Below are 14,795 nucleotides of genomic sequence, written 5' to 3'. Positions count from 1 at the left end.
GTCATAATTGGCATCAAAAACGGCTACGCCTGCGTCTCGACCGACGGCCACGCCCGCCCTGCAGCTCACCGCGCCGTTGCCCGGCTTGAAGGTGGCGGACGGCGAGCTATGGTCCCGGGAACAGCGCGCTCTTGATTTAGGTGCGCTGGTTGAGATTGCCATGGATCCTACTTCATAGTTGTCTAGCGATGCTTAGAAATCAGGGTTGAACCTGATTTACCAATCGAGATTTGGGGCGGGTGACGCGCTGCTCCATGATCCGGCGACGGAGCGCAGGAACTCGGTGCGCAACCCGCATTGCGGACATCCCCAGTTTGAATCCAAGCTTCTTTGGTGCGACCGCCTGCTCCATCGATTTGAGGGATTCAGCAACGGCCTTGAAGCCATAGATCCGCATCTCCGCCTCATACTCTCCAATCCTGCTCGCCGCGGGCACGCCCGACCTTTGCGCCCCAACCAGTTTGGAGCACAGCAGCGCCGCGTCTCTCAGCGCCACATTCGCACCGATGCCGCGAAACGGAGTCATGCTGTGGATGGCGTCGCCCAGCAGGGTGACGTTCGATGGCGTCCAGGGCGGGGTTGGCTGCGAGCTGCGGATGCGGAGAAAGCCTAGTTCGTCGCCGGTCATCTCGGCGAGCTTACGCAGGTTTGGGTGCCAGTTGAGCATCTTGCGGCGGAGGATGGCACGCATTTCTCCTGGAGTGCTCTCCGGGATTTCGGTGTCGAAACCGAAGAATTCGCGCTTTGCGGCAAGCGCGAGGACGACATAGTCTCCTTCGTCTTGGGCGGCTTCGCCGGCGGCATTCGCTGCGCTCAGCAACTTCACCTGCTCGCTTGCATGGGAAGACCGCCTCCATGCCGCGAGAAAGAGGTTGGCAGGTTCCGCAGGCAGGACGATGGCGGGGCCATCGAGCAGGGACGGAGGGATCATGGCCATCACGCCATCGGTCAGGGGGATCTTGCCGCCGAGGCTGATCACGCCGGTATCGAAGGGGTCGTTGCCGGGAAGGTACTGCTGACGGACGCGGGAGTTCACTCCGTCGGCGGCGACAAGCACATTGCATTGCGCCCTTGAGCCATCGTCAAAGAAAACGATGATCCGGCCGTCCTCTCGCTGCTCATAACGTTCGAAGCGTTTGCCGAAGTGAACCGCATCGCCAAGTCCGGAGAGTAGGATTTGGCGAAGGGTCATTCGGCTGACCGAGCGGTGCTGCGCGACGAGATCGCTGGCCTGAGGCTGATCGCGGAACTTTATCAGCTCTTCGAGCCGCTGGTTGAGCATGGTGAACCCCTGTGAAAAGTCGCCGCAGGTGGAGACGAAAATCTCCCAGAGATGGCCGGGCAGGCATTCATGAAGCGCCCCGCTGCCGTCAGGATCGATGTGGATCCGGAAACCCTGAAGGCGCGACGTTGGCGTGAGGTCGCGTTCGTAGACGTGGACGTCGACTCCAGCCTTCTTCAGACCTTGAGCAAGGCAGAGGCCGCCTATGCCGCCGCCGACGATGAGCACTTCCAAGTCGTTGTTCCTTGTGGGATCAATCATGATTCGACTCCTTTAACTTTTTCTTCACTTCGGGCGCGAGCAGCCAGGACTCGACCCCGCGTTGAATTCTGTTAAGCTCGTCGGAGCCCGCGACAGACTTTCCCGCCATCACCGCCATCAGCGTGGCGACCGTATCTTCGGGATCGAGGTCGCGACGAAATGCTCGTTCGGCTATGCCGCCCTGGACGATGGTCGCGATCCATGCGCGCCAACTTTGCAACATGACTCCTAGGGCTTGTTGAACACCTGGGTCGCGCTTTGCCCGCAGCGAGAGCTCCTCCATAACGATCTGCAGCTCGGGGTAGCGGTCGTTGTAGAAGCGGGTGTCGAGGAACTCCTGTCGGAGTTGGTCGAGGGCCTTGTAACCGGTGAGTGGGAGAGGGGGCGCGTGCAGCGTCATAAAGATGCCGGTGAGAAACTGCGCAAGACCCTCGATCAGCAGCTGCTTGGTGGGGAAGTAGTAGTGGAGAGTGGCGATATTGACGCCGGCCCGCTCGGCGACAGCGCGGGTGCGGAGGCCTTCAAACCCCGACGCCGCAATCACGTCAAACGCCGCCTGGAGCAAGCTTTTGCGCCGATCGATCTGCTCGGTGATGGCGGGGATGATGTTTTCGGCGGTTTCAGACTTCATGGGGAGACAATATCATCATCCGATTGATCAATCAAGTGATTGATCGAAACTTTGGTTGCCGTGAAGACGCATTAAGCTCTGAGCCTGATGTAGCGGTTCGCTTGATAACGAAGCGCGGACCATCAGTCCAAACGGACAATTGGCCGGAAGTAACGGAGAGCCAACGGGCGCGATCAATCCCGCCACCCTCTCACGCTGACTGGCCTCTGCCGCCAAACGTGCACCAAAATTAATCTTGAACCAAGTTGACATAGGTCAAGCTGGGATGTCACCGTAGCCAGTTAGCAAAATGCCCGCAGTTCTACCACGTCTACTCGACAAGGAAGACTTCCGCCATGTTTACACCCAAAGGAAAATTCGGCTGGTACGAACTCATGACCAGCGACACACAGGCCGCAGGAAAGTTTTACTCTGAGGTGGTCGGCTGGACGACCCAGGAGATGCCCAGCGAGGGCATGCCGTACACCATCTTCAATCTCGGCAAGGTCGGCATCGCCGGTATGTTGAACATACCAGGGCACACCGCTTGGGTCGGCTACATCGCCGTCGACGATGTGGACGCCCACATAGAAAAAGTCGTCGAAGCGGGAGGCAAGCTGTTGAGGCCCGCCGCTGATGTTCCCGGGATGCTTCGCTTCGCCGTCATGTCCGATCCTCAGGGCGCTGCCATTGTGATCTTTACCCCCAACCCAGCCATGCCCTCGCCGGAACGTCCCGCACCGCCTACACCGGGCACGATCGGCTGGCACGAACTCTACACGACTGACCTCGACGGCGCATTTGACTTCTATAGCAAGCTCTTTGGCTGGACCAAAATGATGGATATGGATATGGGGGAGATGGGTGTCTATCGCATCTTCGACCAGGGCGACCACAAAGAAATGGGAGACGGCGGAATGATGACCAAAGCTCCCTATATCCCGGTCTCATGCTGGAACTTCTACCTTTGCGTCGATTCCATCGGCGGAGCCATCGAGCGAGTCAAGTCCGGCGGCGGCAAGGTTGTTAACGGTCCCATGCAGGTTCCCGGTGGCGGCTGGATTATTAACGGTCAGGACCCTCAAGGCGCTATGTTTTCGCTGGTCGGCACCAGAGAATAACTAACACGATTGCATTAACTTCTAAGAATCAACACTTGGTTCGAAGATCACTCAGGTTAATGCAATCGTGACTGCCGCATGAGGCGGATGGTTAGAAAGAGTAGTGCAGGGACATCTGAATCTGACGCGGCAGCGAGCGGACGTTCGTGATCTTGCCGAAGCTCTTGTCCTGGATGCTGTTGTCAGGGTTGTCATAGCTGGCGATGTTGAAGGCGTTGAAGAAATCGGTGCGAAACTCCAGGTGCTGCGATTCTGAGATCGCAAACGACTTGGATGCCGCGAGATCGACCTGTTCATAGCCGGGTGCCCGTTCGGTGTTGTTGGCCGCCGTGCCAAATTGGCCAGGACCAGCCGCACCGTACGCGCATTGCCCGTTGTCGATCCCAAGCCCAAGGCAAGGCGTCGCGGAAGGATCGGTGCCAAACCAATTGCTCAGTGAGCGATTGCTAATCCGCAGCGTCCTATATTGATTTGCTCGCTCCGCCCGATTGAAGACGTTGGTGTTGTTCGGCCCATTGATCGTCACTGGTAAACCGGAGAAGACGATCGCGTCTCCGGCCAGCTTCCAGCCTCCAAGTCCTTCATCCACCCAGCGATTCATGCTGCTGCCAAATCGCCGCCCGCGACCGAATGGAAGCTGGTATACCCCGGTGGCGGAAAGATTCTGCCGAACATCGAAGCCTGCGTTGCCGTAATCGGCACGGCCGTTATTGGCATCCTGCCAGTAAGGGCTGGCGCCGTTCACATCGGAGACCCCGAAGAAGCCGGCATTGTTAGTCAAGGAATGCGACCAGGTGTAGTTCACCTGATACTCAAGTCCATTGCTCTGACGATGGCGGGCCTGAATCTGCAGGGCGTTATAGCTCATGACGCTTTCCGACTGGGTCTCGACGATCGACCCTTGCTGCCCGACGAGAGTAGCATAGGGCGCGATAGCCCCCGGGGCGGCAAGCTGGTTGGCTGCGCGCGGATCGACCAGGTGATCGCCAATTTGCCCGAGATACGTCATTGCGATCGAGGTCTGATTGTCGAGTTGGATCTCATTGCCAAAGGTGAACTCCTGAATGAACGCTGGCTTCAGGTTTTTGTCCCAGGCGTTGTAGCTGGTGGGTGGCGCCGATTCGCCGACCGGCAGACCGGACTCGACGGTAATGGGCGTCCCCGGAGAATTTGTTGTCGGCGTCTGCGCTGTCTCCGAGAACGACCCGTGGAACGGCGGATTGTAATTCAGGCGCAGTGCTGCTCCCGTGCCTTCCAGGTAGTTGGTGATCCCATAGCCGCCGCGAAAAACGATCCGTGGATTCATCTGCCACGCAAATCCTAAACGCGGCATGAAATTGGTATAGGTGGGGCTGTAAAGAGCGCGGCTGTCGCCAAACACCTTGCCTGCACCCTGCTCGCCCGCGGTGTACACCGCTCCCGTGTCCAGGTCGACGTTCGCCTGCTTGTTGTTCACTTCATAGATGGGTTGATCGTATTCATAGCGGAGGCCCAGGTTGACGGTTAGTGTTGGCGTCAGCTTCCAGTCATCCTGGAAGAAACCGGCGTCGCGGAATTGGCGCTGTCCAGTGCGGCCGGTCACCTGGCCTACACCTGCGACCAATGCCTGATCAGTAACAAAGTCAGCTACAGAATAGCCGGGATTCGTCGCGTTCGACGTAAAGTTGCCAGAGTAGCCGAAGCTGCCCATCGCGCCATTGTTTCCTGGATAGAAGTCATTCTGCTGATAACGCAGTATCTCCACACCCATCTTGAAGGTGTGCTTGCCGCGTTCGATAGTCAGGTTGTCCCCGTATGTAAAGGTGTTATCGAGTAGATTGCTGGCCAGCCCGGAAGTGCCGATCGTTGTTGGCACGTTTGCCGCATTCGAACTGCCGGAGGTTTGCGCGTTGAACGCGAGATCGGCGAATCCAGGGTATGGTTGCGCAGCGTTGATACCCAGCAGGCTGTTGCCGTTCAATCCGAAGGCGCCAGTCAGATCCTCGGGAAGACCCTGTATCCAGCGGACCCGCGAATAACCGGCGCGCGCCTCGTTCACGATGGAGGGCGAGAAGGTGTGTACCCAATTGAACGCCAGGCCCTTGAAGGGATACTGGCTGGCGGTCGGGAAGGTAATCAACAATGGGGCCTGCGTCTGTTGGTCTCCGGCATCCGACTGGGAGTAGCGTCCCATGATAGTGTCGTGCGGGCCCACCGTGTAATCGATTTTAAGGTCGCCCTGGTTGTTGTAAACGATGTTCCGGTACGATCCCTGGTAGTTATCTAGGACACCGAAGGTCCCAGCGACTGCATTCTGATTGGGCAATGGATAGAGTTCCGGATGAGCAAATAGAAATTTGGCCGCCGGGCTGAGGATTGGCACCTGGTTGTTGGCGTATGCTACCTGGCCAACACCGGGAACAAAATGGTAGAGCTGAATATCCGGGAGCAACGCGGAGAAGTCTCCGTTGCGCATCGCTGCAGGGATGACGCTTGCCGCCTGCGTACCGCCCTGGTGGTAGCGGATGCCTTCATAGTCGGCGAAGAAAAATAGTTTATCGCGCTTGATCGGTCCGCCGAGGGTGCCGCCGAAGATTGTTTGCGTGTAGGGCTGTTTCGGAACTCCAGCGAGATTGTTCGACCAGGTGTTGGCATCTAGAGTGTCGTTCTGCAAGTAGCCGAATGCCCCCCCATGCAGGTGATTGGTGCCGCTCTTCAGCACTGCATCGATGTCGCCGCCATTCACGTTACCGAATTCGGCGTCGGCATTTGAAGTGATGACCGTGAGGTTGCCGATCGCCTCCGGAGCAGGGTTATAACCGATAGTATTGTTGATCGTCTCGTTGATTTCAATGCCGTCAAGCCGGTAATTGTTCGCCTGTCCGCGGTTGCCGTTGACGGAGACCTGACCACCCTGATTGGTGTCCCGCTCGATGGCATTGACTCCGCTCATCTGTTGTGGCTGAGTGTTGATCGAGCCCGGCAGAAACTGGGTGACCGCTGAGAAGTTTCGCCCGTTGAGCGGAATGTTCTCGATCGTGCTTGCGGTAAAGGTGGTAGCGACGCGGGAGTTGTCCGTATCGAGAATAGGCTGAAGGTCGGCGCTGACGTTGACCTGCTCTGTTGAATTGCTGAGGCCCAGGTGAACGTTGACCTTGGCTATCTGATCCACTTCCAACGTGATCGGACCGACCTTCTGATCCGCGAAACCATCTTGATGCAAGGTTATGGTGTATTGGCCGATCTGCAGAAATCGCACGTTGTAATCGCCGGCTCCGTTGGTGACACTGCGGGTGGTCACGCCAGTCGCCAGATTCGTAATAGTCACTGTGGCATTTGCAATCACCGCCCCACTTTGATCGGTGACGTTCCCACTGATTGAGCCGGTAATGGTTTGAGCAAATAGAGTCGCAGCTGTGACCACAAAGGCGACGGCGCCTGTGAGCACAGACCTGAAGGAATAATGACGCATGGAATTTGGAAATCTCCGGTAAATAGGATCGAATGCTTTTGAATCAAGGATGGGATTCAGCGTTTCTGACAAAATCATGCGTAGTCTAGAGATCAAGAACACCAAAACGTTGAATATAGATAACGTTATCATTAAATGAGCTAAGGTCGCAAAGGCGCTCTGGCCGGCCTCATGCGGATCATGCAGGCCTGGAGGAGAAGACACGAAGTGAGTTCATCGGCACGCCACTACACGCGCGTTTCCCGTGGCTCCTATCCGTCGCATATGGATGGATCTCTGAACCTCAGTTTCGAGAGCGAAGCGGTGGCAGGGTTGTTCGTTGACAGACATGCGATCGATGTCCACTTAGTGGCGGGTTCCTGTTGCGGCCATGCTATTCACATGGCAGCGAGAAGAGAGTTCATCCTAAGAAGCACAACCTTCGAAAGCACTTGTTTTGGGGATGGAAATCGGGCGGTAAATTCGGAGCTTCCGCATTCGATAAACCAGCGATGTTCGCTTCATTCCCAGCCTCTCTGCGGCGCCATTCCGGCCGCCCACTACCCAATTGCTCGCTTCAAGAGCACGGACAATATGATCTCGTTCCACCTCGTTAAGTAAGGTCATCGGTAAACTTGATCCTTCGTGAACACCGAATTGCTCGAGCTCGCTAGTGGGTGCGCGCAGCACCGTGTGAGGGGAGAGAATCACCGCCCGCTCAATGAAGTTTTGCAGCTCACGAATATTTCCAGGCCAACGATATTTCACCAGCGCATCCATAGTCTCAGTGGGTATTGCGTCGATGCTCTTGTTCATTCTCTGCCCATAGAGCTTGGTGAAGTGCCACACCAGTTTTGGGATGTCTTCAGCACGCCGCCGCAGGGCGGGAACGGTGATCGGGAACACTTTCAGCCGATAATAGAGATCTTCACGAAACGAATTTTGCTTTACCATGGCGGCTAAATCGCGATGAGTGGCTGCGATCAGCCGCACGTCTACCTTGTTGGTGCGGTTGCTGCCCAGCCTCTCGAATTCCTGCTCCTGCAGGACGCGAAGTAGTTTTGCCTGGAGTTCCAAAGGGATATCACCCACTTCGTCAAGGAAGAGGGTGCCTTTGTGCGCGAGCTCGAAGCGTCCGGTCTTCTGTGCGACGGCGCCAGTGAATGCCCCTTTCTCATGCCCGAACAGCTCGCTCTCGAGGAGCCCAAGTGGGATTGCGGCGCAATTCAACTTGACAAAGGCCCGCTCTCGGCGGCCGCTCAGATTGTGGATGGCGCGCGCGATAAGCTCTTTACCGGTACCCGTCTCACCCAGGATCATCACGCTCGAATTCGTAGGCGCCACGAGGGACACCAGGTTCAACGCAATCTTTAGCGCGGGACTGTCGCCGATGATGTCTCCGAATTTCGCGCGCGCGACGTGGTCCAAATATCCTCGCGAGCAGAGTGACTGCGGTTGCCTGGAGGATGAGCGGACCTCTGCGTGCGTTTCTCTGGATACAGGAAGCTCGTCCGGTGTTCCGAGGTGAACATGAAACCCCTCAACGTTCGGGATCGATTCGGCAGGCGAAGTCATAGTCGGGTCCTTTCCACGAGTTGATGGTCACAAACCACCTTCGCCTGTAACCGGTGTTGGATCGAGGGGGGCAATCGGATTCTTTAGTTCGAAGTGAGTATGGAATGACCTTCCGGCCATATACAACCACAAATCGACTCTTGCCGGACCGCCATAGGAATGGGCAGGACGCTACCATTTACAGGGGGAGGCTACCGTTTTAAGCGGGAGATGAAGCTTCATCGCTGCTGAATTTCGAAATGCTTCCTTCCGAAGAGACGCGCATCAACGGACCATGCTCCAGGCCCGATCATCGCCAGCGTGGCGCCTGATGCTGCCAACAAGATCGGAACCCCGCTGTGGTCCGACAACGCAAGAGCGATCCATACCTCAGCGACCGCGATCGAGGTTCCACAGATGGGGGTCCATAGCCCGAGGAGCAAAAGAAAACCCGCACATCCTCCGATCACACGCGGAAAGACTAGTGCGAACTCGGCGGCATCATTCATGTGACCAAAGCCCAAATAAAAGAGAAATCCCGCAGTGATCACGCGATGCAAAAGGAGGCCACTTCCCGGCCAACCATTGGGAAACCCGGAGAAAAGACGTTGCACGAACACCCCTTTTCCGGTCTTGACTTTATGATGTTGGCGGCAACTTCAAAAGGCCCAATCGGATGCCTCTGCCTCCGTCTTTCGGGGGATCTAGAGCTCGATAATTCCTCGCTTCAACCCGATGGTGACCGCATGAGCCCGGTCCTTGGCGTCGAGCTTCGAGAATATGTTGGCGATGTAGCTTTTCACGCTTGCTTCCCCGATTGAAAGCTGATCTGCGATCTCTTTATTGGTGTTCCCGCAGGCGATTAGTCGCAAGACGTCAATTTCGCGCGGGGTGAGGTCATCCCAGGACCGATCCACGAGCTCCACGGCAATCTCCTGAGGTATGCGGCGCTGTCCGGCATGGACGGCTCGAATCGTCTCAAGGAGTTCCCGATGCACCTGTCTTTTTAGCAAATAAGCTCGCGCTCCTGCCTTGATGGCCCGCACCACTTGAACATCGCCACTATAGGTAGTCAAAACGATGATCCGCGCATTCGGGAACTCTTTCTGAATTTGAATGATGCACTCGATCCCGTTTACGCCAGGCAGCTGGATATCCATCAAAGTCACATCGGGTCGATGGGCTCGGAACTTCTCGATGGCTTGCTCTCCGCTGGACGCTTCCGCAACCAGCTTCATGTCGTCTTCAGCGTTAACCAGGGCGGCGATCCCTTTACGAAGAAGAGGATGGTCGTCCACCGTAAGAATTCGAATCAGGCTAGGATCGATGCTCATGATTTTCAGCCCCTTGCGATCCTTCGAATCTGGAGCGGATCGATGCTTTTTCATAGGCTACCAAAGCAGTAACACTCAGTTGAACTTCTGTTCCTGCTCCCGCTTCGCTCCAAACATCGAGTTTCCCGCCAATTTGCTGTGCTCGTTCTCGAACTCCGGGTAAACCCCAGTGCCCAGGACGCATCCCTTGCTCGAGCACTTGTGGGTCCATGCCTCTCCCATCGTCGCGGACACGCACCCGGAGCTGGTATTCGTCGTAGAGGATCTCAGCTTCGATGCGTCGCGCTTGAGCGTGCCTGAAGGCGTTCCGTAATAGTTCACGCGCGATTCCGTACACTTCATCTCGGATCACCGGACTTAATGCCCGTTGTTGACCCTCAACGGTGAGTCCAAATGCCGGAGGATCATAGTCCTCACTTCGCGGGGTAGCGAAGTTCTCTCCTGTTAACTTTATCAACTGAGCCAGATCATCCTCGGCTGTCGCAGTGCTGCGCAGATCTTCAATGGCTTCCTGACTCTCGATGATCGCTCGTTCGGTTCCGACAATGGCGCTGTCGAGGGCTTGCAACGCCTCTTCTGGCCGCTTCCGGAACATATTGCGCGCTGCCTGAAACTCGAACATCAATCCATGCAAACTCTGTAGCAGAGTATCGTGCAGTTCCCGCGCGATCCGTGTTCGTTCGCTGACACGTTCTTCTAGGCGAAGTTCAACTATGCGTCGCGTCATTGCCCAGCCAAAGAAGGCCGCAATGAAAAACGTCGAGACTGCCGTGATCGGCACGACCAAAAAAATCCGCCGCTGCACGCTTCCCATTCTCCAGACCGCCTGTGTCAATTCAGCGTTGGCTTGTTGTTGAAAGTTCCCGACTAATACTGAAGTCTGACTTTCAATCGGTTTTAGTTCGTTGTCTAGACGGCGCTGCACAGTTCCCCAATCACCTGATTTCGCTAAGTCGTTAATGGCGTCCAGTTGTGCTGACAAAGCGACTTCGATCGTTTTCAGAGTTGGCAGGAAAGCCGGATCTACTTGGGTTCCGAGGTTGGCGGCGGTCATTCCCGCTCGTTGAGCCTGTTCCTGGAGGGCTAAGCGTAACGCCCCGCTTTCATCGGCCAACTGGTGTGCGTCGCCTGACCGTGCGAGATCGTCCAGCCGCTGGTGGAATGAGAGAAGGCCCACTTGGAGCTGCATTACCGCAATCAGTCGTCGATTTGCCGCGGTGAGACGATCGATTTGGATGCTCGCTACATGAAATTGCCAGATGACAAAGCCATTCCCTGCCAGAATCAAGGCCATGAGCAGCGCAAAGGCAAGCGTCAGCCGAGGACCAACTTTGAAATAATCTGAAGATTTCATTCAGTCCCGCTTCCTGAGGATCATCCCGGCGCCATGTCTTCCGCCCAATGGTAGCGCTTGCCCCACCGACACACCCGACCGAGATAGTGGCATGGTTTTCACATCTTGGGCGGCCCAGGACGGAAACCGGTTATTCGAATCAATTGCTTCTCCAATTCTGCTGCCGCCTCGGGCGCCGATTTCTGGCCGGTCAAAACCGAATGCACCGATTGGGTGTAAGCCTGGGTGACATTTTCATAAGCGCGACCGGTGACATTCGAAGGCCGGCTAACCAGCCAGCTGTTTTGTTGATTCAGTCTAGTCGAGGGGGCATAGGCCTGCAGTATCTGTGGCAGGTCGTAGAGTTGGGTTGGGGGGATCGGCACGAAGTGAGCCGGATCCACTTTCGACTCCTGCTCCTTAGCGATGAGAAAACGGATGAGCGCGAGTGCTTCCCGAGGATGAGTTGAAGATCGGGGAACAGCCAAACCGACGCCTCCCAAGGTACCCACACGGCCCACGGATCCTCCAGGCATGCTTGTATAACCGGTTCTGTCCCGTAGAGGCGAATCCCTGGGATGCGTAAGACGGTAACCCCACTGCCAGCTGCGCATAAAGGCAGCATTCCCGGCGTCCCAGGCGCTCAGCGAATCCACTTCCTGGTACGCCACGACACCAGGCGGCGAGATTCTGCCGATCCAGCGGGCGGCTCGCTGCCAGGAACGGATTGCAGCAGGATTGTTGACGCTAATCGTCCCATCATCTTCGATGATGCGGCCTCCTCCTTCAGAGACCTGCCATTCAAGGGCGTTACAGGTCAAGCCCTCGGTGGCCGCACCTTGCCAGACATAACCCCAGAAATCTTTTTTGCCCTTAGCGCGCTCACCCGCCTGAATTCTGGCGGCCATCTGTTCCAGCTCATCCCAGGTCTCTGGAGGTCGGCTATACCCATATTGCAGAAGCAGATCGCTTCGAAAGGCGAGAACGCCGACGTGCGCATGATAGGGTACGGCCACTACCTTGCCATGCACCGTGTAGCTGGAGACTAATTGGGGGTCCATCGTTGAAAGTTCGGTGGCAAAATCATGCCCCACATCGATCAAATCGTCGGAGAGGATACCGGGCCAGATGACATCGATTCCCAGGACATCCGGAATAGGGCCCCGTTCCTGGAGCGACCTACGCAAGAGGCCCAGTTGGGCCTGAGGCGGGAGCGAAGAGAATAAGGTGTTGGGAACCGGCGACTGCCGAATGGCGATTCCCGTTTCCCTGGTGAACTCCTGAGATTCGCGCGCCGCACTGGACAATTCATCCGGCTGCGACCACTCCTGATCCAGAAAGGATACAGTTCCGGGCGCCGATGCAGGATTGCTACAGCCAAAGACCATGCAAAACAGCAGGACAGTAGTAAAGGGCGGTGTGTTTTGCAATTGATGATGGATCGACCTGCAGATGTTCATGAAGATGTTCCTCGAACGATCGCGATCTTCCCGTGTGTTGTCCTGCAACTTACTTCCTTTTCCCCCCGCACTCAGATAACTCAGCAGCCGCCTGTGTTGGGCTGTAAAAGACCGCTTCTACCTCAAGCGTTCGAACCAGCTAGGCATCTCTTGTGCATTCATACTATTTATGGGTTAGCTAGTGCAAATCCACCAAGATCTCACCTACGTCGGGAGGCCGGAGCTTACCCAAAGGTGACATCAAAAACCGGTCATGGAACCAGTTGTCCTTGTGCATACTCGAGCAGCCGTATCGTCTCTTTGCTTTCAGGCAGGCTAAGGAGGCGGTACGCGGAGCGTCGCAACTGCGGGGGATGTGTTGCCCGGACATCAGCTTTCGCGATTAGTAGGCTTCAAGCGGATGCCGAATACTCGAGTGAACGAAAGCTTGCGCGACGATCTAATCGCCACTGCGCCATCTGAGCATCTGGCTTCACACGAAGTTCCACAAATACAGGATGAGCCGAAGGACCGCGTCGTTCGGACCCACCTGTACGCGATCGGCTGCTATTCTGTTTTGGCCAAAACATTCGCCAACCCATAGACAACCAACTGCCCTGCAGCACCTGTCGTCCCTTTTGGACCGAAGTTGACTGCGTAGACCTTCCCATTCGCAATCGTCAGTGGAACGAACTTGGCAAACATCCCAATGTCGTCCCTTGAAGCATTGGTTTTATCGCTCCAGAGCACTTTGAGAGTATTTGGATCCAGAGCATAGAGCACTCCCTGGACTGTGGCCTGGCTGGCATTCGCGTTGTATGGCGTCGATGCCCAGATAATCGCGTTTGTCGTGCCGTTCGCGGAGACGGACAAGAAACCGCCGGGCATCGCGCCATTGTCATGGGTGACGGGCGCTGTCATGCTGCTTTCGGCGAACGGACTTGTGTTGAACAGGCCGTTCGAGAAATGGAAGCCGCGAAGATAATCATTTTCGCCCCAAACGTAGATGTTGCCGTTGAAATAGACAGGCGTCCCGTGGATGTGACTTGAGCCCATGCCATACACTGCCTGAAACTCTTGCAGAACCTGGTCCTCAGACGAGTTGAACTTTCCGAGGTTGTCGACGTTGTCCACATAGATCACCCCAGCCTTGCCACCGCCGACGACGTATTCGTCGCCGACCAGCAGAATGCCGGACGAGCCAAGATCCATATCTCCTGAGTTCAGGTTTTCGGCATTATGTGGCGTGAACCAGTCGAGCAGCGTGAGTGTCGGACTCAGTTTGATGAAACTTTCGCCAGTCTGTTGGACGCCTTTAGGGCTGACATCGTAGTCGCCATTCCCAACTGAGATGTAGAGGTTCCCTGCCGTATCGATTGCCGGCGCCGAGCCAGCCTGCCAAATGCCGCCCTTGACTCCAGTTGTAGTGGTCATGTAGCTGGCAACGAAGCCAAGATCACTCGCGGAGTAGGCGTAGACCCATCCGTGATAGCCATTGCTCTGGTCGTTGTGGCTCGCGAACATAACATAGATGTTGCCGCTGGCAAGCGCTAAGCTGGACCGTTGGTTCTCGCTTTTGGCGAGGAAATTGTAGGTACCGTCTGCCGTCGTGAAGGGCTCGCTGATAGTCACCGGCGAGTTTAATAGCTTATTGCCGGAATATATGTCGATCGCCTCCAGGTGATGGCTGTACGCCTTTGTGGACCCTGAAGTCAGTTCCTCACCGTGATCGTAGTAAAGAATACCCGAGGCCGGATCGATCACCGGCGTTGAGAGTATCCCGGTGGGCGACGCGGGGTTGATATTCGGGTTCTTGGGGTACTGGACGTCCTTTGTTTTAATTGGGGTGCCGTAACGTACGTGCCAAAGCTCGGCCCCGGTGTCGGCATTCAAGGCGTAGACGCTATTGTTCATGGTTGCGATAAAGACGACATTCTGCGTGACCTCCGCAATTGTCAGGTTAGCCATGTAGAGCGGCTGGGCATAGACCTCGCCGTCAACGTTCACGGTGAAGAGTTTTTTGAGGCCGCTGACATTCGCGGGAGTGAGGATTGTCTCATTCAGGTTAGCGCCACTACGAGCATTGTCGTAGTTGCGGGTAAGTACGTTTTGGGCAAGGCTAACGGTTCCTGCGATGAAGAGAATCAAGCAAGTGATGCCGGACATTACGTCACCTCGCACACAGAATGACAGCACCATAGGGAGCTGGACGGGCGGCGAACTATTGGCGCAGTGAACTACTGGCCTGGTGAACTACTGGCTAAGACTGATTGAGTTCCTGGAGTTCCACTCAATGCGTGGGTATTTCGAGGGCTGGACCTTTGGCGCAGAGGGAGAATGTGGTGCAGGCTTCGAGCTGAACTAAGTCGGAGTAGAAGACGCTTTCCGTCTGCTCAGAAATAGCTCCTTGTCTTCCATTGATCGTACGTTG

Annotated in this window: 11 protein-coding genes; 2 read left to right on the top strand and 9 right to left on the bottom strand. The window is 56.1% G+C overall.

Features of this window, described 5'->3' with window-relative positions; translation table 11 throughout:
* The first annotated feature begins 7 nt into the window (after positions 1–7).
* Entirely contained in the window at positions 8–178 is a 171-nt protein-coding gene (locus ACPOL_RS33610; protein WP_161557393.1) for a hypothetical protein, read from the top strand.
* A 21-nt stretch (positions 179–199) separates the two neighbouring features.
* On the opposite strand, the gene ACPOL_RS16025 is transcribed toward ACPOL_RS33610, so the two are convergent.
* Positions 200–1,543 carry an FAD-dependent oxidoreductase gene (locus ACPOL_RS16025; RefSeq protein ID WP_114207940.1) on the bottom strand — a complete coding sequence of 448 codons (1,344 nt, stop codon included), beginning with the start codon at positions 1,541–1,543 and terminating at the stop codon, positions 200–202.
* Positions 1,536–2,174 (bottom strand): TetR/AcrR family transcriptional regulator, encoded by a 639-nt coding sequence (locus ACPOL_RS16020; protein WP_114207939.1) that lies wholly within the window; start codon positions 2,172–2,174, stop codon positions 1,536–1,538. Before ACPOL_RS16020 ends, ACPOL_RS16025 begins: the two co-directional genes overlap by 8 nt.
* 335 nt (positions 2,175–2,509) lie before the next feature.
* Between ACPOL_RS16020 and ACPOL_RS16015 the strand changes: the two genes are divergently transcribed.
* Positions 2,510–3,274 (top strand): VOC family protein, encoded by a 765-nt coding sequence (locus ACPOL_RS16015; protein ID WP_114207938.1) that lies wholly within the window; start codon positions 2,510–2,512, stop codon positions 3,272–3,274.
* Between the two features lie 91 nt (positions 3,275–3,365).
* Here the strand turns inward: ACPOL_RS16015 and ACPOL_RS16010 are convergent, their stop codons facing one another.
* The 7 genes from ACPOL_RS16010 to ACPOL_RS15980 form a co-directional block, all read right to left on the bottom strand.
* Positions 3,366–6,725, bottom strand: a complete 3,360-nt coding sequence (locus ACPOL_RS16010; RefSeq protein ID WP_114207937.1) for a TonB-dependent receptor — start codon at positions 6,723–6,725, stop codon at positions 3,366–3,368.
* Positions 6,726–7,130: 405 nt separating this feature from the next.
* Positions 7,131–8,132 (bottom strand): sigma-54 interaction domain-containing protein, encoded by a 1,002-nt coding sequence (locus tag ACPOL_RS16005; protein WP_236656828.1) that lies wholly within the window; start codon positions 8,130–8,132, stop codon positions 7,131–7,133.
* A gap of 365 nt (positions 8,133–8,497) precedes the next feature.
* Positions 8,498–8,872 carry a hypothetical protein gene (locus ACPOL_RS16000; protein WP_114210859.1) on the bottom strand — a complete coding sequence of 125 codons (375 nt, stop codon included), beginning with the start codon at positions 8,870–8,872 and terminating at the stop codon, positions 8,498–8,500.
* 90 nt (positions 8,873–8,962) lie between these two features.
* On the bottom strand, positions 8,963–9,592 hold the full coding sequence (locus tag ACPOL_RS15995; RefSeq protein WP_114207935.1) for a response regulator: 630 nt from the start codon (positions 9,590–9,592) through the stop codon (positions 8,963–8,965).
* A complete protein-coding gene (locus ACPOL_RS15990) occupies positions 9,576–10,946 on the bottom strand; it encodes a sensor histidine kinase (protein WP_114207934.1) in 1,371 nt (456 codons plus the stop codon). The genes ACPOL_RS15995 and ACPOL_RS15990 overlap by 17 nt, the downstream gene beginning before the upstream one ends.
* 98 nt (positions 10,947–11,044) lie before the next feature.
* A complete protein-coding gene (locus ACPOL_RS15985; protein WP_150133031.1) occupies positions 11,045–12,385 on the bottom strand; it encodes an extracellular solute-binding protein in 1,341 nt (446 codons plus the stop codon).
* 546 nt (positions 12,386–12,931) lie between these two features.
* Positions 12,932–14,530, bottom strand: a complete 1,599-nt coding sequence (locus tag ACPOL_RS15980; RefSeq protein ID WP_161557392.1) for a PQQ-binding-like beta-propeller repeat protein — start codon at positions 14,528–14,530, stop codon at positions 12,932–12,934.
* Positions 14,531–14,795 lie beyond the last annotated feature (265 nt).

It is taken from the genome of Acidisarcina polymorpha (genome assembly GCF_003330725.1).
Taxonomy (GTDB): domain Bacteria; phylum Acidobacteriota; class Terriglobia; order Terriglobales; family Acidobacteriaceae; genus Acidisarcina; species Acidisarcina polymorpha.
Note: the sequence above shows the minus strand (reverse complement) of the source record. Positions and strands in the feature narration are given on the sequence as shown.

What these genes read in the sequence shown, in the direction of transcription:
- ACPOL_RS16025 (WP_114207940.1), bottom strand. Translation starts at nt 1,543, where the DNA reads ATGATTGATCCCACAAGGAACAACGACTTGGAAGTGCTCATCGTCGGC.
- ACPOL_RS16020 (WP_114207939.1), bottom strand. Translation starts at nt 2,174, where the DNA reads ATGAAGTCTGAAACCGCCGAAAACATCATCCCCGCCATCACCGAGCAG.
- ACPOL_RS16015 (WP_114207938.1), top strand. Translation starts at nt 2,510, where the DNA reads ATGTTTACACCCAAAGGAAAATTCGGCTGGTACGAACTCATGACCAGC.
- ACPOL_RS16010 (WP_114207937.1), bottom strand. Translation starts at nt 6,725, where the DNA reads ATGCGTCATTATTCCTTCAGGTCTGTGCTCACAGGCGCCGTCGCCTTT.
- ACPOL_RS15995 (WP_114207935.1), bottom strand. Translation starts at nt 9,592, where the DNA reads ATGAGCATCGATCCTAGCCTGATTCGAATTCTTACGGTGGACGACCAT.
- ACPOL_RS15990 (WP_114207934.1), bottom strand. Translation starts at nt 10,946, where the DNA reads ATGAAATCTTCAGATTATTTCAAAGTTGGTCCTCGGCTGACGCTTGCC.
- ACPOL_RS15985 (WP_150133031.1), bottom strand. Translation starts at nt 12,385, where the DNA reads ATGAACATCTGCAGGTCGATCCATCATCAATTGCAAAACACACCGCCC.
- ACPOL_RS15980 (WP_161557392.1), bottom strand. Translation starts at nt 14,530, where the DNA reads ATGTCCGGCATCACTTGCTTGATTCTCTTCATCGCAGGAACCGTTAGC.